Annotated in this window: 17 protein-coding genes and 1 tRNA gene; 4 read left to right on the forward strand and 14 right to left on the reverse strand. The window is 64.6% G+C overall.

Features of this window, described 5'->3' with window-relative positions; genetic code table 11:
* Window positions 1-115 precede the first annotated feature (115 nt).
* From HAP40_RS21995 to HAP40_RS22005, 3 genes are all read right to left on the reverse strand, one after another.
* Window positions 116-751 carry an ATP-dependent Clp protease proteolytic subunit gene (locus HAP40_RS21995; RefSeq protein WP_166815743.1) on the reverse strand — a complete coding sequence of 212 codons (636 nt, stop codon included), beginning with the start codon at window positions 749-751 and terminating at the stop codon, window positions 116-118.
* Between the two features lie 293 nt (window positions 752-1,044).
* Entirely contained in the window at window positions 1,045-2,406 is a 1,362-nt protein-coding gene (gene tig / locus HAP40_RS22000) for a trigger factor (protein ID WP_166815742.1), read from the reverse strand.
* 173 nt (window positions 2,407-2,579) lie between these two features.
* Window positions 2,580-2,664, reverse strand: a tRNA-Leu gene (locus HAP40_RS22005).
* Window positions 2,665-2,817: 153 nt separating this feature from the next.
* Here HAP40_RS22005 and HAP40_RS22010 point away from each other — a divergent pair.
* Entirely contained in the window at window positions 2,818-4,134 is a 1,317-nt protein-coding gene (locus HAP40_RS22010) for a multicopper oxidase family protein (RefSeq protein ID WP_166815741.1), read from the forward strand.
* A 50-nt stretch (window positions 4,135-4,184) separates the two neighbouring features.
* On the opposite strand, the gene HAP40_RS22015 is transcribed toward HAP40_RS22010, so the two are convergent.
* Window positions 4,185-5,684, reverse strand: coding sequence for an NAD(P)H-hydrate dehydratase (locus HAP40_RS22015; protein WP_166815740.1), 1,500 nt, complete (start codon window positions 5,682-5,684; stop codon window positions 4,185-4,187).
* A gap of 377 nt (window positions 5,685-6,061) precedes the next feature.
* On the opposite strand from HAP40_RS22015, the gene HAP40_RS22020 reads away from it, so the two are divergent.
* Both HAP40_RS22020 and glnA read left to right on the forward strand, forming a co-directional pair.
* Complete coding sequence (locus HAP40_RS22020) at window positions 6,062-6,400, forward strand: P-II family nitrogen regulator (protein ID WP_008547883.1); 339 nt, start codon at window positions 6,062-6,064, stop codon at window positions 6,398-6,400.
* A 149-nt stretch (window positions 6,401-6,549) separates the two neighbouring features.
* Window positions 6,550-7,959 carry a type I glutamate--ammonia ligase gene (gene glnA / locus HAP40_RS22025; RefSeq protein ID WP_166815739.1) on the forward strand — a complete coding sequence of 470 codons (1,410 nt, stop codon included), beginning with the start codon at window positions 6,550-6,552 and terminating at the stop codon, window positions 7,957-7,959.
* 100 nt (window positions 7,960-8,059) lie between these two features.
* Here the strand turns inward: glnA and HAP40_RS22030 are convergent, their stop codons facing one another.
* From HAP40_RS22030 to HAP40_RS22050, 5 genes are all read right to left on the reverse strand, one after another.
* Window positions 8,060-9,085 (reverse strand): asparaginase, encoded by a 1,026-nt coding sequence (locus HAP40_RS22030; protein WP_246741339.1) that lies wholly within the window; start codon window positions 9,083-9,085, stop codon window positions 8,060-8,062.
* A 186-nt stretch (window positions 9,086-9,271) separates the two neighbouring features.
* Window positions 9,272-10,033: a slipin family protein gene (locus tag HAP40_RS22035; RefSeq protein WP_166815737.1), complete on the reverse strand. Its 762-nt coding sequence runs from the start codon at window positions 10,031-10,033 to the stop codon at window positions 9,272-9,274.
* Window positions 10,030-11,412, reverse strand: a complete 1,383-nt coding sequence (locus tag HAP40_RS22040) for an NfeD family protein (RefSeq protein ID WP_166815736.1) — start codon at window positions 11,410-11,412, stop codon at window positions 10,030-10,032. The genes HAP40_RS22035 and HAP40_RS22040 overlap by 4 nt, the downstream gene beginning before the upstream one ends.
* Before the next feature lie 668 nt (window positions 11,413-12,080).
* Window positions 12,081-12,854: a gamma-glutamyl-gamma-aminobutyrate hydrolase family protein gene (locus HAP40_RS22045; protein WP_166815735.1), complete on the reverse strand. Its 774-nt coding sequence runs from the start codon at window positions 12,852-12,854 to the stop codon at window positions 12,081-12,083.
* A 92-nt stretch (window positions 12,855-12,946) separates the two neighbouring features.
* Window positions 12,947-13,651: a hypothetical protein gene (locus HAP40_RS22050; protein WP_166815734.1), complete on the reverse strand. Its 705-nt coding sequence runs from the start codon at window positions 13,649-13,651 to the stop codon at window positions 12,947-12,949.
* A 136-nt stretch (window positions 13,652-13,787) separates the two neighbouring features.
* Between HAP40_RS22050 and HAP40_RS22055 the strand changes: the two genes are divergently transcribed.
* A complete protein-coding gene (locus HAP40_RS22055) occupies window positions 13,788-14,933 on the forward strand; it encodes an AI-2E family transporter (RefSeq protein ID WP_166815733.1) in 1,146 nt (381 codons plus the stop codon).
* A gap of 6 nt (window positions 14,934-14,939) precedes the next feature.
* Here HAP40_RS22055 and HAP40_RS22060 read toward each other — a convergent pair whose 3' ends face one another.
* The 5 genes from HAP40_RS22060 to rplM all read right to left on the reverse strand — a co-directional run bounded on the left by HAP40_RS22060 (window position 14,940) and on the right by rplM (window position 18,027).
* Entirely contained in the window at window positions 14,940-15,236 is a 297-nt protein-coding gene (locus HAP40_RS22060) for an antibiotic biosynthesis monooxygenase family protein (protein WP_166815732.1), read from the reverse strand.
* Between the two features lie 101 nt (window positions 15,237-15,337).
* The gene (locus HAP40_RS22065) at window positions 15,338-15,574 is read right to left on the reverse strand and encodes a hypothetical protein (RefSeq protein ID WP_166815731.1); all 237 of its coding nucleotides are present in this window, start codon (window positions 15,572-15,574) and stop codon (window positions 15,338-15,340) included.
* Between the two features lie 57 nt (window positions 15,575-15,631).
* Window positions 15,632-16,852, reverse strand: coding sequence for a GGDEF domain-containing protein (locus tag HAP40_RS22070; RefSeq protein ID WP_166815730.1), 1,221 nt, complete (start codon window positions 16,850-16,852; stop codon window positions 15,632-15,634).
* A gap of 229 nt (window positions 16,853-17,081) precedes the next feature.
* Window positions 17,082-17,561, reverse strand: a complete 480-nt coding sequence (rpsI, locus tag HAP40_RS22075) for a 30S ribosomal protein S9 (RefSeq protein WP_008547917.1) — start codon at window positions 17,559-17,561, stop codon at window positions 17,082-17,084.
* Between the two features lies 1 nt (window position 17,562).
* The gene (rplM, locus tag HAP40_RS22080; protein WP_166815729.1) at window positions 17,563-18,027 is read right to left on the reverse strand and encodes a 50S ribosomal protein L13; all 465 of its coding nucleotides are present in this window, start codon (window positions 18,025-18,027) and stop codon (window positions 17,563-17,565) included.
* Window positions 18,028-18,109 lie beyond the last annotated feature (82 nt).

Raw genomic sequence — 18,109 nt, forward strand, 5'->3', positions numbered from 1 at the left:
GGCGCGAAAAACCAAGTTGTGTAACGCGCACAGGCGCACTTAACGTGAACGCCGCCCTGTTCCCGGCGAAGCCCCCGGAAGTTGCCAGAGGATCGTCCATCAGGCCCCAGTAGTGCTACGGGACCTTCGTCAGCGCCGGCTCCTCGGCGCGCTTGTCGAGCACCTTGTCGATCAGGCCGAACTCCTTGGCGTCGTTGGCCGTCAGGAACTTGTCGCGCTCCAGCGCATCCTCGATCGCCTTGTAGGTCTGGCCGGTGTGCTTCACATAGATCTCGTTGAGGCGCTTCTTCAGGTTCAGGATTTCCTGGGCGTGCAGCATGATGTCGGTGGCCTGGCCCTGGAAGCCGCCGGAGGGCTGATGCACCATGATGCGAGAATTCGGCAGCGAGAAACGGTTGTCCTTCTCGCCGGCTGCGAGCAGCAGCGAGCCCATCGAGGCGGCCTGCCCCGTGCACAGCGTGTGCACCGGCGGGCGGATGAACTGCATCGTGTCGTAGATCGCAAGGCCCGACGTCACCACGCCGCCCGGCGAATTGATGTACATCGAGATTTCCTTCTTCGGATTTTCCGCCTCAAGGAACAACAGCTGCGCGACGATCAGCGTCGACATGCCGTCCTCGACCGGACCGGTCACGAAGATGATGCGCTCCTTCAGGAGGCGCGAGAAGATATCGTAGGCGCGCTCGCCACGGTTGGTCTGCTCGACCACCATGGGCACGAGGTTCATGTAGGTTTCAACCGGATCGCGCATGAGTCACCTAGGGTTTTCGGAGACGGACATCGCCGGGCCTGGCTGCCAGCGTGGCTGGATTTGCCGGAAGGGCGGATGGACGTCCTGTGATGCAGGAACTTGGTAGTGGTAGAGGGCGTACCGACAGATATAGCCCAATTCGCGCCTGACAAGTGCGGAGCGCATTAAGGCTTAATCCGCCGTTCAGTTGAAGCTGATTCGTGCAAAGAGGCCCAGCCGGCCATCTGGCTAGCTGAACCCCTTCGCTGATCATCCTTAACAGAAGGCATTCTTGGCAGAATTGCTCAAAGCCTTCAGGCAGCGGTCTTTTCCGCGTCGTCGTCCTTGTAGAGGTCCTCGCGCGACACCTTCGTCTCGGTGACGTTGGCGAGCTCGAGGATGTAGTCGACGACCTTGTCCTCATAGATCGGTGCACGAAGCTGGGCCAGCGCCTGGGCGTTGTTGCGATAATAGTCCCAGACTTCTTTCTCGCGGCCGGGCATCTGGCGCGCCCGCTCGATCACGGCGCGGCCGACCTCGTCGTCGGTCACGCTGATCTTGTTCTTCTCGCCGATCTCGGAGAGCACGAGTCCGAGCCGCACGCGGCGGTCGGCGATCTTGCGATATTCTTCCTTGGCGGCGTCTTCGGTGGTGTTCTCGTCGGCGAAGGTCTTGCCGGCCGAGCTCATCTCGGCCTTGACCGAGTTCCACATCAGATTGAACTCCTCGTCGACGAGCGAGGGCGGTGCCTCGAAGCGATGCGCCTCGTCGAGGCGGTCGAGCAGCGCGCGCTTGACGCGCTGGCGCGTCGCGGTCGCGAACTCGGCAGTCAGCCGCTCGCGTGCGGCTTCCTTCAGCTTGTCGAGCGATTCGAGGCCAAGCGTCTTGGCGAACTCGTCGTCGATCGCGAGTTCCTGCGGCGCCTCGATCAGCGTCGCCGTGGTCTCGAACTCGGCGGGCTGGCCGGCGAGCTTCTCGTTCATATAGTTCTGCGGGAAAGACACTTTCAGCGTGCGCGTCTCATTGGCGCCGATGCCGATGAGCTGCTCCTCGAAGCCGGGGATGAAGGTGTTGGAGCCGATGGCGACCTGGATGCCCTCGCCGGTGCCGCCCTCGAAGACTTCGCCGTTGATGCTGCCCTTGAAATTGATGGTGACGCGATCGCCCGAGGCGGCCTTGGCGCCCTCGCCCTTGTCGGCAAAGCTGCGGTTGGAATCGGCGATGCGCTTGATCGCCTCGTCGACGTCTGCGTCGGTGACCTCGGCGACGGGCTTCTCGACCTGGAAGGTCTTGAAGTCGGCGAGCGCAATCGAAGGCACGACCTCGATCGCGACCGTGTAGGTCAGATCGGTCTTGCCGCTCAGCAGCTCCTCGACCTCGGCCTGCTCGCTCGGCATGGTGATCTTCGGTTCGGTCGCGAGGCGGAAGCCGCGCTCGGAGAACAGCTGCGTGTTGGTGTCGCGGATGGTCTGGTCGATGGTCTCGGCCATCACCGAACGGCCATAGACCTTCTTCAAGTGCGCGACGGGCACCTTGCCGGGACGAAAGCCGTTGATGCGGACCTTGTCCTTGAGGTCGACGAGCTTGGCGCCGGCCTTGGCGTCGAGATCAGACGCCGGAACGCTGATCTTGAACTCGTGCTTCAAACCTTCCGAGAGGGTTTCTGTGACCTGCATGGCGTCCAATCTTCTTTTCGCTCGGTCCCGGCGCGCATGCGTCGGGACGCTGTCATTAATCGATCCGACGCGAGGCAAACGCCTCAACGCCGGTGGTTCATCGGACCGGCTCCCAGCGGCCAAACATCCGCGAGGAAACAGGCCTCGTAATCCGTGCAAACGCGATAAGCGCTTGGTGCGGGCGGAGGGACTCGAACCCCCACAACTTTCGTCACTGGAACCTAAATCCAGCGCGTCTACCAGTTCCGCCACGCCCGCTTAATTTGCATCAAGACCGGCCGCGATGCCGCGGGCGGCCGGGCTTATAGCATGTGCCTGACTGTTCGCAGCAAAAAAATGGCCGGTTGGAGGCAAGCTTCAAGTAGGCACGATGGCTGGACTTATCCAGCGCGGCGTGGTCCGGATCGGGCCATGACAACGCGGATTTTCGAGCCGAGCAGGCGTGAGGTTTTGGCCGGGCTAGCGACCGGATTCGGCGCCTGCGCGACCGGGCTGATCGCCGGCGGCGCCAGCCCGTCCGTGACCGCCCAGCTCGCCCTGCAGGCGAGGTCAGCCACGCTGGCTCTGCGCCCGGGCCTGCCGGCCACACCGATCTGGGAGCTCGCCGCCGCAAGCCATTTGGGGAGCGTCCGGCTCAAGCGCGGCAACCGCTGCGAGGTGGTCTTCCGGAACGATCTGCCTGTGCCGATTGCCCCAGTCTGGTACGGCCTGAACGGCCCTGCCGCATCCGATCCGCTACGCGGGCGCGCGCCGACCGCGCCGGATGCGACTGAAACGTCAATTCTTTCAATGCTTAATGCAGGAACCCTGCTGGCCGACTTCCGGCTCTTCGAGGACGGCCTGAAGCAGCCCGCCCGGCCCCTTCCGGTCATCGTCGAGGAGGCGGGCGGCGTCGCCGCCGATCGAGACGAGATCCTGTTGATCGAGGAATGGCGCCTGCGGACGGACGGCACTGCAGTGCCGCCGGGCCGGGACCCAACGGACACGACAGCACTCTATACGATCAACGGGCGGACTTCATTCGAACTCTCAGCTGCAGCCAATGAACGGCTGCGGCTGCGCTTTATCAACGGCTCGCAACGGTCTGTTCTGGCGATCAAATTGGAAGGTCACGAGGTGCGCGTGATGGCGCTGGACGGACAGCCGGCCGAGCCGTTTCCGGCGCGCAACGGCGCGCTGGTGCTGGCCCCCGGCGCACGGGCCGATGCCATTGTGGATGCAGCCACATCGGCCCCGTTGCTGCTGCATGACGGCAAGGAGGCCCACCAGGTCGGCCGCCTCACGCTGGCAGACAGGGTGGAGCGGCGCGCACCGATGACCTCGCCGCAACCGTTTCCCGCCAACGACCTGCCCGAGAAGCTTGATCTCAAAGGCGCCCTGCGATCCGATGTCGCGCTCGGCGCGCCCGATGGTGGCTGGATACGGCCGGCAAGCTTCTCCACGGCATCCGCCCCCGCTTTCCGCGTCAAGGCCGGCCGCACCGTCGTGCTGGCCCTGAAGAACCCCGCCCCGGTCACGACTATATTCCACCTGCACGGCCACCATTTCCGCCTGCTCGACAAGCTCGACGATGGCTGGAAGCCCTACTGGCTCGACACGCTCGCGATCGAGCCCGGCCAGACCCAGCGCATCGCATTCGCGGCGACCGCCCCCGGGCGATGGCTGCTCGAATCCGTCGTGACCGACTGGGCCGCGCCGCGGCTGGTGCGCTGGTACGCGGTGGAGTGAGGTTTCGCAGGATGGGTCGAGCGAAGCGAAACCCATCCTGCCTGGGCAGCTCAGTACTCCACCCCGAGCGCGTCATAGATCCGCCGGTGCACGGCCGGCAGCGTCTCGGTCAGGTCTTCCGCGATCAGGCCCGGCCCGGCTTCGCTCGCCGCTTCCCCGTGCATCCAGACGCCGATGCTGGCGGCTTCGAACGCGGGCACGCCCTGCGCCAGGAGGCCAGCGATGACGCCGGACAGCACGTCGCCGGCGCCGGCGGTGGCGAGCCAGGGCGGGGCGTTGGCGGCGATGGTGGCGCGGCCGTCGGGGGCGGCGATCGTCGTGTCCGGTCCCTTCAGCAGCACGACGGCGCCAGAACGTTCGGCAGCGGCGCGCACGCGCTCGAGCTTCGAGCGGTGCGGATTCTTGTTGCTGAGGTCGGAGAACAGGCGCGGAAACTCGCCCTCGTGCGGGGTCAGCACCACCGCATTGTCCTGCGAGGATTTGATCGATTCGAACAGCCGCTCGGGCCTGGCGGCAAAGCTCGTCAGCGCATCCGCATCCAGCACCAGGCGCCGCTGCGCGGTCAGCGCGGTGTGGACGAGGTCGCAGGTCCGCTCGCCGATGCCCGCGCCCGGACCGATGACGCAGGTGTTGTAGCGCCTGTCACCAAGCAGCTCGCCGAACTCGACCGCGGTGTCGACGGGGCGGACCATGACCGCGGTCAGCGCGCCCGCATTGATCGCGAGCGCATCGCGCGGGCTCGCGAGCGTCACCAGGCCCGCGCCGGCCCGCAACGCCCCGCGCGCGGCGAGCCGTGCGGCGCCGGTCGCGGCTGCATCACCGGAGACGGCCAGCACATGGCCGCGCGCGAATTTGTGGCCGTCGATGCGCGGCACCGGAAAGGCGGCACCCCAGTAGTCCGGATCGTTCTCGAAGATCTGCGGGGCGATCTCGTCCAGCACGTTTGCATCGATGCCGATGTCGGCGACGCGGACGCGGCCGCAATGCATGCGGCCGGGCAGCAGCAGATGCGCCGGCTTCTTGCGGAAGAAAGTGACGGTCTCGGCGGCGTTCACCGCCACGCCCATCACGGCGGCGCTGGTGCCGTTGATTCCGCTCGGCAGGTCGACGGCGAGCACCAAGGCGCCGTTGGCGTTGATTGCCTCGATCATCGCGCGTGCCTCGCCGTCAACAGGACGGCTCAGCCCTGCGCCGAACAGCGCGTCGACGATCAGCGCAGGCTTCCCGATCGCCTGCGGATTGAACGGAAGCACCGGCTGCTTCCAGCCGCGCGCAGCGGAGGCCGCATCGCCCTGCAGCTGGTCGCGCTCGCACATCAGGATCACCGAAACTTCGCGGCCCTGGGCGACGAGCTCGGCGGCCGCGACGAAACCGTCGCCGCCATTGTTGCCGGGGCCGGCCACGATCAGGATCGGCCCCTCCTCCGCCAGCGCATTGGCGGCCTCGGCGACGGCCTGGCCGGCGCTGAGCATCAGCTTGAAGCCGGGCGTGCCTGCCGCGATACTAAGCTGATCGGCGCGCTGCATTTCAGCGGTGGTCAGAACTTCCATGCCACTTCCCTGTCCAAACGCCCGTTCAAGAGGCACGATCCGTGCCGGCCCATCCCTGGGAACATCGATCTGCACACATATTGAACCGTTTGCCTATTTCGTAGTCTTCGGTATTTTGGGCCGGTCGGCGCCACCTAACAGAGATGCTCGTTAAAAGGCTGATAACGCTCCAATAATCAGGGCATTTGCAACTTGGCATAGACCCTGCTTTCGAGGAAGCCGCTTCGGTTCGTCGTGCTCAGTGGCATCTCACGGGGTGTGGCCGGCTTCCGCCGGGTTGGTCAGGCATTCCGGCATACCGAAGACAAGATCGTGCGTGACAAAAGCGCATCCTGACGAACACGTTGCTATTTGATCGAAAGGCCGGGAGGCGCGCAGTGAAGAAAATCGAAGCCATCATCAAGCCATTCAAGCTCGACGAGGTGAAGGAAGCGCTTCAGGAAGTCGGCCTTCAGGGCATCACCGTCACTGAAGCCAAGGGGTTCGGCCGGCAGAAGGGTCACGCCGAACTCTACCGTGGCGCAGAATACATCGTCGACTTCCTGCCCAAGGTGAAGATCGAGATCGTGATCGGCGACGATCTGGTCGAGCGCGCCATCGACGCGATCCGCCGCGCCGCGCAGACCGGACGCATCGGCGACGGCAAGATCTTCGTGTCCAACGTCGAAGAGGCGATCCGCATCCGAACCGGTGAATCCGGGCTGGACGCTATCTGAGCCGGGTGCTATCCCGCATTTTGCGACACTCTGAAAGAAAAAGGCTGCTTCGGCGGCCTGATTTCGTTTGTGCGGTTGCGCAAACTCGCCGAAAGCGAGAACGAATCTGCTCACCAGGAAACCGACCCGCAGAGCCAAAAGGGGTATGCATGAAGACCGCCAAAGACGTCCTGAAATCGATCAAGGACAACGACGTCAAATACGTCGACCTGCGCTTCACCGATCCGCGCGGCAAGTGGCAGCACGTCACGTTCGACGTCAGCATGATCGATGAGGACATTTTCGCCGAAGGGACGATGTTCGACGGTTCCTCGATCGCCGGCTGGAAGGCGATCAACGAGTCCGACATGTGCCTGATGCCCGATCCGGTGACCGCGACGATCGATCCGTTCTTCGCCGAGACCACGATGGTCATCACCTGCGACGTGCTCGAGCCCACCACCGGCGAGCCCTACAACCGCGACCCCCGCGGCATCGCCAAGAAGGCGGAAGCCATGGTGAAGTCGATGGGCGTGGGCGACAGCGTGTTCGTCGGCCCCGAAGCCGAATTCTTCGTGTTCGACGACGTGCGCTATTCGGCAGAGCCCTACAAGACCGGTTTCCGGCTCGACTCCTCGGAGCTGCCGACCAACTCCGATACCGAATATGAAGGCGGCAATCTCGGCCACCGCATCCGCACCAAGGGCGGCTACTTCCCCGTCCCGCCGCAGGATTCGGTGCAGGACATGCGCTCGGAAATGCTGGGCGCCATGGCCAAGATGGGCGTCAAGGTCGAGAAGCATCACCACGAGGTCGCGTCCGCCCAGCACGAGCTCGGCATGAAGTTCGACACGCTGACGCTGATGGCCGACCACATGCAGATCTACAAGTACTGCATCCACCAGGTCGCGCACATCTACGGCAAGACCGCCACCTTCATGCCGAAGCCGATCTACGGCGACAACGGCTCGGGCATGCACGTGCACCAGTCGATCTGGAAGGACGGCAAGCCAGTGTTCGCCGGCAACAAATATGCCGACCTGTCGGAGACCTGCCTCCACTACATCGGCGGCATCATCAAGCACGCCAAGGCGATCAACGCCTTCACCAACCCGTCGACCAACTCCTACAAGCGCCTGGTCCCGGGCTATGAGGCCCCCGTGCTGCTCGCCTATTCCGCGCGCAACCGCTCGGCCTCCTGCCGCATCCCGTACACTGCTTCGCCGAAGGCCAAGCGTGTCGAGGTGCGCTTCCCCGATCCGATGGCCAACCCCTATCTCGGCTTCGCCGCGATGCTGATGGCCGGCCTCGACGGCATCAAGAACAAGATCGATCCGGGTCCGGCGATGGACAAGGACCTCTACGATCTGCCGAAGGAAGAGCTGAAGCAGATCCCGACCGTCTGCGGCTCGCTCCGCGAGGCGCTGGAAAACCTCGACAAGGACCGCGCCTTCCTCAAGGCCGGCGGCGTGTTCGACGACGACTTCATCGACGCCTATATCGAGCTGAAGATGACCGAAGTCGCCCGCTTCGAGATGACCCCGCACCCGGTCGAGTTCGAGATGTACTATTCGAACTAAGCGACCCGGACTTTACGCGACAAGCAAAAGGCGCTTCCGAAAGGAGGCGCCTTTTCGTTTGGGCGTCGCGGCAGTTGCAGGATGGGTTGAGCGATGCCCCCTACCACGTCGCCGTGAACGCCTTCTGCAGCTCGGCCGGGGCGCTCACGCCGCTCGCGATCAGCAATTGGGTGAGCACGCGCGCCTTCTGCGGATTGAGGTCCTCGGACACGACGAACCCGTTCTTGTCGTCGTCGACCTCGACGTTCCTTGTGACAAAGCCGGACCGAACCCGCGTGGAGCGGACGACGATGATGCCCTTCTTGGCCGCCGCTTCGAGCGCATCGAGGGCCGGCTTCGAGGTGTTGCCGTCGCCGACCCCGGCCAGCACGATGCCCTTGGCGCCGTGGGAGATGGCGTCCTCGATCGGGACCGCATCCATGTTGGCGTGCGAGTAGACGATCGCGACGCGCGGCAATTGCTCGCCGGCCGGCAGCCTGTAGGTCGCGCGCTTGAGGCCGGCGGCCTGGGTCATGAAGCGAATGCCGCCGGCGGTGTCGACATAGCCGATCGGCCCGTCATTGGGTGAGCTGAAGGTCTCGATGCTCGTGGTGTTGGTCTTGGTGACCGAGCGAGCGCCCTGGATCTTGTCGTTCAGCACGGCCATCACGCCACGTCCGCGCGAGCGCGGATCGGCGGCCACCTGCACCGCCTCGTAGAGATTGCCGGGGCCGTCCGCGCTCACGGCGGTGGCCGGGCGCATCGAGCCGACGATCACCACCGGTCTGTCGCCGCGCACCACATTGTCGAGGAAGAACGCGGTCTCCTCGAGCGTATCGGTGCCGTGGGTGATGACGACGCCATCGGCTTCGTTCTTGTCGAAGGCATCCTGGATGCGGCGGGCCAGCGCGAACCAGACCTTGTCGTTCATGTCCTGGGACCCGATCGACGAGATCTGCTCGGCGTTCAGCTTGGCGAGCTTGTCGAGGCCGGGCACCGACTGCATCAGCTGCTCGCCCGTAATCTGGCCGGACTTGTACGCACCCGCCGCGCGCGGATCGGCCTGGCCCGCAATGGTGCCTCCCGTCGCCAGCACGAGGATGCGGGGCAGATTGGCGGGGTCCTTGCCCGGCTCTGCGGCCTGCACGGCTATGTCCCCGCAAGTCCAAAGTGCAAGGGCGAACAGGGGAATGGAGAGCATTGAAATCCAGCTTTGGCGGCGACCGGCTGCACTGGCGGTAGGCCTCGTCATCGAATTGTCCTCCCGTTTAGGTAGGGATCGACATTCGATACGCCCATTGAGGCCGAAGATGGGTCATGCTGCCGCTTGTGGCTACGGGTTGTCACGCCGCGGCATGAAATGGTCGAGCAAGCCCGTCGGCAGCGGAAACACGACGGTCGACGACCGTTCGCCCGCGATGTCGTGCAGAGCCGCAAAATAACGAAGCTGCATGGCCTGAGGCTCCTGCGCGAGAATCCGGCCGGCCTCGACGAGCTTTTCGGCGGCCTGCTGCTCGCCCATCGCATTGATCACCTTGGCCCGCCGCAAGCGTTCCGCCTCGGCCTGTTTGGCGATCGCGCGAACCATGGTTTCGTTGATATCGACGTCCTTGATCTCTATGCCGGTGACCTTGATGCCCCAGACGTCAGTCTGCTTGTCGAGGATCTCCTGGATGTCCGCGTTCAACCTGTCGCGTTCTGCAAGCATCTCGTCGAGCTCGTGCTTGCCGAGCACCGAGCGCAACGTGGTCTGGGCGAGCTGGCTGGTCGCGGCCATGTAGTCGCCGACCTTAATGATGGCGCGCTCGGGATCGACGATGCGGAAGTAGAGGACGGCATTGACCTTGACCGAGACGTTGTCCCGCGAAATCACGTCCTGCGGCGGGACAACCTGCACCATCACCCGCAGATCGACCTTGACGAGTTGCTGCACGATCGGAACGATGAGGATGAAGCCCGGGCCCTTCACGCCTGTGAACCGGCCAAGCGTAAAGATGACGCCCCGCTCGTATTCACGCAGGATTCGAATAGCCTGGGATAGAAAGATGATGACAAGCAGCGCAAGCGCCGCATACGTCATATATTCCAGCATCATGATATACCTCCCTCGCCCGTTCGGGCCGGTGCGCGCCGTATCAGCAGCGTCAGGTCGATGACGTCAGCGACTTCGACCGTCTCTCCGGGCTTGAAGGTTTCAGCGCCGCGCGCCTGCCAGCGCTCACCATGGGTGAAGACATGACCTTCGTTCCCATTCCAGTCGAGAATCTCGGCGGGCAAGCCTTGCATGGCCTGCGCGCCGACCAGCGCAGGAGCCTTGCCGACGCGCCGCAGCGAACCAAGCACGAAGAGAGCAAAGCCGGCGAACGCCGCCGCTGTGATGCCGATCACCCACCACGAGAGGTGATAACCGGGCGCCTCGCTCCTGAAAAGCATCAGTGCTCCCAGCACGAAAGCGATGATCCCTCCCAGACCGATCACCACGGTTGGGTTGAATGCTTCGACGGTGAGAAGCACGAGTCCCATCAACATCAAGGCGAGGCCGGCATAATTGATCGGCAGCAAATTGAGTGCATAGAGGCCGATCAGGAGGCAGATCGCGCCGACGACGCCGGGGGCGACGGCACCCGGAGACATGAACTCGAAGATCAGGCCATAGATGCCGATCATCAGGAGAATGAACGCGACGTTCGGATCAGTGATGACCGCCAGGAAGCGGGATATCCATCCGGGCTCGATGGCTTCGACAACAGCATCCTTTGTCGCCAGTCGTTGCGTCTTGCCGTCTGCAACCTCCACCATGCGGCCATCGAGCTGCCTCAGCAATTCAGCCTGATCGCGCGCGACAAGATCGATGGCATGAGCCTGTAGCGCGCCGCTGGCAGAGAGTGTGGCAGCCTCACGGACCGCCTTCTCCGCCCAATCCGCATTGCGGCTGCGCAGCTCCGCAAGGCTGCGGATGAAAGCAACCGCATCGTTGGTCGCCTTTGCCGTCATCGCATCCTTCGGCTGATCGTTCTTGTCCTTGCCGTTCTTGTCCGGTGTCCCGCTCGGCAGCCCCGGCAGCGGCCCGCCAATCTGCACCGGCGTCGCGGCACCAATATTGGTGCCTGGCGCCATCGCCGCGATGTGGGTCGCATAAAGGATATAGGTCCCCGCGCTCGCCGCGTGGGCGCCGGAAGGAGCAACGTAACCGACGACAGGGATGGACGAGGCGAGCACATCCGCAATAATCTCGCGCATGCTGGAATTGAGACCGCCCGGCGTGTTCATTCTGAGAACCACGACCTCGGCACGCCGTTCGCTCGCCTTGGCCAAAGCCTCCTTCACGTAGCTGGCCGACGCAGGACCGACGGCCCCGTCGATCGAAACGATCAGTGCAAGACGGCTCCTCTCCTCCGCTGAGCCGGGAAGGAGACAGCAGATCAAAGCCACGACGCCAATCGCCGCAACAAGGGCCGCCTTCATGGTCTGCACGGCACGGGCTCCCTTGCAGAGCATATGGTGCGCGGCTCGTGAACCTCAATGCAGCGTGTGGAGATCAACGTTGCGATTGTGCAACGCAATGGAAATGGCGCCGACAGCGTGGGCAGAGCTCTTGCGCTGCCCGCCGCCCAGCCGATCAAGACCATCGCGCGCGGCCGGGCATGAGGACGAGAGCAGCTTCCGCAAGGCGTTTCGCAGACTGACCTTGATGTCACCGCAGGCTTACCGCACGCGGCGGACGGAGCGAGCCGTCTGAGGCTGGCGCGGGACGACCGACCGGGCGGGTCTGCGATTCAACCGCATTCGCGGCATACACCCTGCGCCTCGACAGCTTCGTTCTGCATCTGACTCCATTTCGTTCTCAAAGAACAAATCAGAGCCGCAAGAATCGGCTCGGACCAATTCCTACTGATTGGTTTATTCGCCCGAATGCCTGGCGCGTGAACGAAGAAAGGCTCGGGCAAAACGCGTGCGGGAGCGCGAACGCGCGTCTGCGATCTGGAAAGGCAATTGAAAGAGCGATGCAGGCACCCAGATTCGTCATTGCGAGCGCAGCGAAGCAATCTAGAACCTCGCCGCGGAAAGACTCTGGATTGCTTCGCTGCGCTCGCAATGACGACGTGAGCGTGCCCGACGCCCTCCTCCGCGCGCCCGACCGCCTACGCCGCCGCCTTCTGCCGCGCGACCAGCGCCTCGCCGAAGGCCTCGAACAGCTTGCGGTTGATGGGATTGCGCTGCGGATCGTATTCGGCGTGCCATTGCACGCCGAGCGCGAAGGTCGGGGCTTCCGCGATGCGGATCGCCTCGATGGTGCCGTCCTCGGCGATGCCTTCGATCAGCACGCGCTTGCCGGGCTCCAAGATGCCCTGGCCATGCAACGAATTGACCCTGATCTTCTCGCAGCCAAGCAGCTGCGCGAACGCGCCGCCCGGCGTCAGGTCGACGTCGTGGCGGTCGGCGAACACCACGGTCGGATCGGGGTGGATCTCGCCGTTCTCGAGCCGGGGCATGCGGTGGTTCATGCGGCCGGGGATTTCGCGGATCTCGGGATGCAGCGAGCCGCCGAAGGCGACGTTCATCTCCTGAAGGCCACGGCAGATGCCGAACAGCGGGATGCCGCGGGCGACGCACGCCATTGAGAGCGCCAGCGCGACCTCGTCGCGGTGGATGTCGTAGGGCTCGTGCTTCTCGCAAGGATCGACGTTGAAACGGGTCGGATGCACGTTGGCCCGGGCGCCGGTGAGGATGACGCCGTCGACGGTGTCGAGCAGCGCCCCGATATCGGTGATGTCAGGCGAGCCCGCGAACATCACCGGCAAGCCGCCGGAGACCTCGGCCACGGCGCGCAGATTTCGCTCGCCGACCATCTGGACCTGAAATCGATTTTCGACGCGATGGGCATTCCCGATCACGCCGACGACCGGCTTTCTCATCTGTCGTTCCGCGCCTCCTGCGGTGAGAAGATTCTCCAAACATGCCCTTGGGGTGGAACAAATTCAACAGAAGGGAGCGCGGGACGGCAATGCTATTTTCGCGCAAATGCCTCCCGGGCTTCCAACCCGGCCACCACGGGCAGGCCGGCGGCCTTCAGCGCGATTGCCGGCGCCTCGCCCGGCGAGGCCAGCCAGGGCAGCCTGGCCTCAAGTCCGCGCGTCACGGGCTCCCCGAGCGCGCCACCGAAATCGATCGGCCAGAACCCGTTGGGCACCACCTCGGCGCTGAGGCCGGCAATGGCGTAGCCGTCGCCCAGGACAGCTCCCGCATGGTCGCTGGCGACCAGGCGCGCGCTCTTGGGGTCCTTGAGATCGCCAAAGCTCACGAGCACGGGGATCAGCTCGCCCTGCACCGGGACAATGCCGGTCTGCCGGCTAATGTCCTTGAACGACACGCGGCTGCCGCGGGCGGCGCCATAGGCCCGGAGCGCCACGTAGTTGATGTCGTCGAGGTCGAGCTTGGCGTCCTGCCGATGCGCCAGCAATGCGACGAGGTTCTTGCCCCGGCCGAGGTCGACGAGCACAGCCTCTCCGCGCATCGTGGTGCGGCCGCTGCGGTTATAGTTGCGATCGGGCACGACGGCGAGAATGCCCGACCCGGTCTTGATCCCGTCGGGCGTCGTGACCTCGACCGTCAGGCGATATTTGTGGTCCGGCCGGTTGATCCGGATCTGGTCGCCGCCGACGAGCAAGGCCAGAAGCCCGAGCAGACCGGCCCATTTGCTGATGAAACCCAAGCGTCCCCACCTCTTCTTTCTTCCCGCTGTGCACCGTTCGCGCGGCAGCGTCAAACCGGCGCATTGCCGCTCTTGATCGGAGGCGCGTTTGTCGAAAGAGTGCCCCGATTGCAGCCGCCAAAGGACGGGATCCGACGTGACCATTTCCAGAGATGAACGGCCCCGCTCCGAGCTCGCGCACGATCAGGCCTGGGCGATCGCGGTCGGGGGCATCGGGGTCGTGCTGTTCACGGCAATGCTGCTGTTCACCTTGTATTTTGCCGCGACCCTGCTGCTGATCTTCACCGGCATGCTGCTGGGCGTCGGCCTCAACGCGCTGACTGGCGCACTCGGCCGCCGCGTGCCCCTACCGCATCCGGTCCGGCTCGCGATCGTCTGCACCGCCCTCGCCCTGGTGCTCGCGGGCGTCGCCTATCTCGGCGGTGCCACCATCGCCGAGCAGGCTTCGCTGCTGAGCAAGACCATCAAGTCGCAGATCACCAACGTCCGCAGTTTCCTCGACAGCCACGGCGTCGACACCAGCTTCTTCGATCTCGGCAATGCTGCGCCCGAAGCATCGATCGATGCGCCGGCGAACCCGACGCCCTCACCGCCAGCGGCCTCGCACAGTCCATTGCCCAGCGCGGGCGCCCTCGCCTCCAGCGGCGGTGCCATCGTGAGCCAGACCTTCAAGCTGCTGCTCGGCACCATCCACGGCGTCGGCAACATCTTCATCGTGCTGTTCCTGGGTCTCGCCTTCGCCGCCCAGCCGGGCGTCTACCATGACGGCCTGTTGTTCCTCGCGCCGGCCAGACATCGCACCCGCGTCAGGCTCATCATCGATCGCATCAGCGAAACGCTGGAGCGCTGGCTGATCGCGCAGATCACGGTCATGCTCGCGGTGGGCGCCGTGACCTGGATCGGCCTCGCCGTCATCGGCATCCCCGGCGCGTTCATCCTGGGGATCCAGGCAGGCCTGCTCGCCTTCATCCCGACCGTCGGCGCCATCATTGCCGGCGTCATCGTGGTGCTGGCGAGCCTTGCTTCGGGCTGGATCGCGGCGCTGTCGGCCTTTCTCCTCTTCATGGGCGTCCACGCCATGGAGAGCTACGTGCTGACGCCGATCCTCCAGCGCCAGGCACTGGACATCCCGCCAGCCACACTGTTCGCGTTCCAGATCCTGCTCGGGGTCGTGTTCGGCATCTGGGGCCTTGCGCTGGCGCTGCCACTGGTCGCCATCGCCAAGGTCGTCATCGACCACTTCAAGACGTATGAAGCCCCGGCCCTCGCGGAAGCGGCGTGAGCCGGCTCAGGTCGTCAGCACGGTCTCGGTGTGCTCGACCTCCGGAGGCGCGGCAAAATACTGGCCGACGAGGCCGCGCCATTCGGTGAAGTTCTCGGAACCGCGGAAATCGACCGTGTGGTTTTCCAGCGTCGCCCACTTCACCATCAGCCGGTAGCGCTGCGGCTTCTCGATCGACTTGTGCAGCTCGAAGCCATGAAAGCCCTTGGCGCGGCCGAAGGCAGCCTTGGCCTTGGTGACGGCGGCCTCGAAGTCCTTCTCGCTGCCCGGCTTGACGTCGATTTGCGCGATCTCGGTGATCATCGGTTTCCACCCGTTTTTGTTGGGTGGGCGTATCTACCGCAGCCGGCGCAAAAGAAGAAGGCGCCGAAACGGCGCCGGGCTGGCCGAAAAACGCAGATCACTCAGGCGAGCAGCAGGGCGGTGCCCGCCACGATCAACGCGCAACCGACGAACATCACGAACGGCCAATAGCTGCGGCCCTGCGTGTAGCGACCCTGGGCGCGGCGTTGCGTGATCAGCGCCGTCTCGTATTCGTCCGCGGTCGAGAACAGGCAGGCGAAACCGCCGCGGGTCGAGGCCGCAGCGGCTTCGAGTGACATCAGGGCGGCTTGCGGGTCCGGTCGAGGGATCGATTCCATGACCGTGAAGGTAGGGATCGAATGGTAAACACAAGATTACCGCAACGCCGCCTTGCTTCACGCCGTGGCGGGACGCACCTGCGGCGCACCGGGACGGGCAGCGCTCTGACGGCGCCAGTTCTCCAGCGACAGCGGCAGCTCTTCCGCCGCCTCGACGCGGTTGCGGCCGCCGCGCTTGGCCTGGTAGAGCGCGGTGTCGGCCGAAGCCAGGAGCACCTCGAGCTCGGTGCCGGCCGGACCGCCGGCGACGCCGATGCTCACGGTGGTGTCGACCGGGCCCTCGTCGACCACGACGCCGGATGTCTCGAACGCCTCGCGCACGCGCTCGGCGACCAGCACGCCCTCCTCCAGCGAACACGGCAGCAGCGCGGCAAATTCCTCGCCGCCGATGCGGCCCGACAGATCGGTGATGCGCAGATTGTTGACGACGACCGTGGAGAACAGCTTCAGCATCTCGTCGCCGGCGGGATGACCGAACCGGTCGTTGATCGACTTGAAGTGGTCGATGTCGAAGATCATCACGGTCACGGGCCGGCCGGCCTTTGCCTCGCGCTCGATCACGCGCGAGCAGGCTTCGGAGAAACCGCGCCGGTTGAGCATGCCGGTCAGGGGATCGGTCGATGCCGCCGTGCGGTGCGCGGTCACCGTGCGCTCGGACACCAACATGAAGATCACGAACACGGTGCCGACGGCATAGAGGATGAGCTCGACTGCGAACACCGTGACCCAGATGCTTGACGAGAAGCCGGCATCGTGCGGGCGCAGGAAGCTGCCGAGCACGATCGGCAGCATCAGCACGCAGCCGTGCATCACCGGCATCACCAAGGCCGGCCAGCGTCGTTGCAGGCTCTTGCGCCGTTCGGTCCAGAGCTCGCTGGCGGTCAGCGCCGCATAGACCGAGACGATGCCGGCGCCGACGATCATCCGCAGCATGGATGCCGCGGGATCGAGCAGCGTGACGGCGGCGACCCAGGCGAGCGCGCCGAGCACGAGACCCGGCCAGTTCGGCTTGCGGCCGTGGAAGACGCGCGCCGCATTCCACACCATGCCGCAGGCGACGAAGCCGACGGCATTTAACGCCAGATAAAGATGCGGTCCGAGCTTGTCGCCGGCCGCAGTCCATAGCGCGACGGAGGCGGCACCGAGGAGATAGGCGGTGCCCCACCATTTCAGCGCAGGACTGTCCTCCTGCCTGCCGAAAAACACCATCATGGCGCCGAGCAATGCGGCGACCATGGTGGCAACCAAATAGAGCGTGATGCTATCGAGCGACATCATGTCGGCCCCCTTTAGAACATAGCAGTTACGCGATCGGCCCCGCCGATTTGCGCGCCCTTCCAAAGGCGACGCTATGTCCCGCGGGTTCCATTCAGGTTGTTGCGGGTGGCCAAGTTTTCGGGAAACACGCCATCAATTTGCGTACAAACGAACAACAAAAAGGGCGCTGAAAACAGCGCCCTTTTGCATCTCATTGAAGCCGCTTTCGCGGCGAATGTGACCGAAGCGATTAACGCTTCGAGAACTGGAAGGACCGGCGGGCCTTGGCCTTGCCGTACTTCTTGCGCTCGACCACGCGCGAGTCGCGGGTGAGGAAGCCGCCCTTCTTCAGCACGGAGCGCAGCTCCGGCTCGAAGTAAGTGAGCGCCTTGGAGATGCCGTGACGGACGGCGCCGGCCTGGCCGGACAGACCGCCGCCGGCGACGGTGCAGATCACGTCGTACTGGCCCGAACGCGCGGCCACCGAGAACGGCTGCTCGATCATCATGCGCAGCACGGGACGCGCGAAATAGACCTCGACCTCACGCGAGTTGACCGTGACCTTGCCGGCGCCCGGCTTGATCCACACGCGGGCGACGGCGTCCTTACGCTTGCCGGTGGCGTAAGCGCGGTTGAACTTGTCGACCTTCTTCTCATGCTTGGGCGCGTCGGGCGCGGCCGCCGTCTTGAGCTGCGAGAGCTGGTCGAGCGACTGGATGGATTCGGCCATGTTATGCGGCCCTCGTGTTCTTGCGGTTCAACTTGGCGATGTCGATCTTCTCGGGCTGCTGCGCCTCGTGCGGGTGATCGGCGCCGCCATAGACACGGAGGTTACCCATCTGCACGCGACCGAGCGGACCGCGCGGGATCATACGCTCGACGGCCTTCTCGAGCACGCGCTCGGGATGCTTGCCCTCGAGGATCTGGCGCGCGGTGCGCTCCTTGACGTGGCCGACATAGCCGGTGTGCTTGTAGTAGGTCTTCTGCTCGCGCTTGCGACCGGTGAGGACCGCATGCTGCGCGTTGATGATGATGATGTTGTCGCCGCAATCGACGTGCGGGGTGTAGGTCGGGAGGTGCTTGCCGCGCAGCCGCATGGCAACGATGGTGGCGAGACGGCCGACGACCAGACCCTTGGCGTCGATCAGCACCCACTTCTTCGTCACCTCGGCCGGCTTTGCCGAAAAGGTTTTCATGTCAGAATTTCCGTGAGGGAGACATCGGCGCGAACACCGCACCGGACTGCGCGGGTTCTAGAGAAGAGAGGCGCAACGGTCA

Origin of the sequence: Bradyrhizobium sp. 1(2017) (assembly GCF_011602485.2) — a bacterium.
GTDB lineage: Bacteria > Pseudomonadota > Alphaproteobacteria > Rhizobiales > Xanthobacteraceae > Bradyrhizobium.

Excerpts from the sequence above, each read along its gene's own strand:
- HAP40_RS21995 (WP_166815743.1), bottom strand. The coding sequence starts at position 751 with ATGCGCGATCCGGTTGAAACCTACATGAACCTCGTGCCCATGGTGGTC.
- tig (WP_166815742.1), bottom strand. The coding sequence starts at position 2,406 with ATGCAGGTCACAGAAACCCTCTCGGAAGGTTTGAAGCACGAGTTCAAG.
- HAP40_RS22010 (WP_166815741.1), top strand. The coding sequence starts at position 2,818 with ATGACAACGCGGATTTTCGAGCCGAGCAGGCGTGAGGTTTTGGCCGGG.
- HAP40_RS22015 (WP_166815740.1), bottom strand. The coding sequence starts at position 5,684 with ATGGAAGTTCTGACCACCGCTGAAATGCAGCGCGCCGATCAGCTTAGT.
- glnA (WP_166815739.1), top strand. The coding sequence starts at position 6,550 with ATGAAGACCGCCAAAGACGTCCTGAAATCGATCAAGGACAACGACGTC.
- HAP40_RS22035 (WP_166815737.1), bottom strand. The coding sequence starts at position 10,033 with ATGATGCTGGAATATATGACGTATGCGGCGCTTGCGCTGCTTGTCATC.
- HAP40_RS22045 (WP_166815735.1), bottom strand. The coding sequence starts at position 12,854 with ATGAGAAAGCCGGTCGTCGGCGTGATCGGGAATGCCCATCGCGTCGAA.
- HAP40_RS22060 (WP_166815732.1), bottom strand. The coding sequence starts at position 15,236 with ATGATCACCGAGATCGCGCAAATCGACGTCAAGCCGGGCAGCGAGAAG.
- HAP40_RS22065 (WP_166815731.1), bottom strand. The coding sequence starts at position 15,574 with ATGGAATCGATCCCTCGACCGGACCCGCAAGCCGCCCTGATGTCACTC.
- HAP40_RS22070 (WP_166815730.1), bottom strand. The coding sequence starts at position 16,852 with ATGATGTCGCTCGATAGCATCACGCTCTATTTGGTTGCCACCATGGTC.
- rpsI (WP_008547917.1), bottom strand. The coding sequence starts at position 17,561 with ATGGCCGAATCCATCCAGTCGCTCGACCAGCTCTCGCAGCTCAAGACG.
- rplM (WP_166815729.1), bottom strand. The coding sequence starts at position 18,027 with ATGAAAACCTTTTCGGCAAAGCCGGCCGAGGTGACGAAGAAGTGGGTG.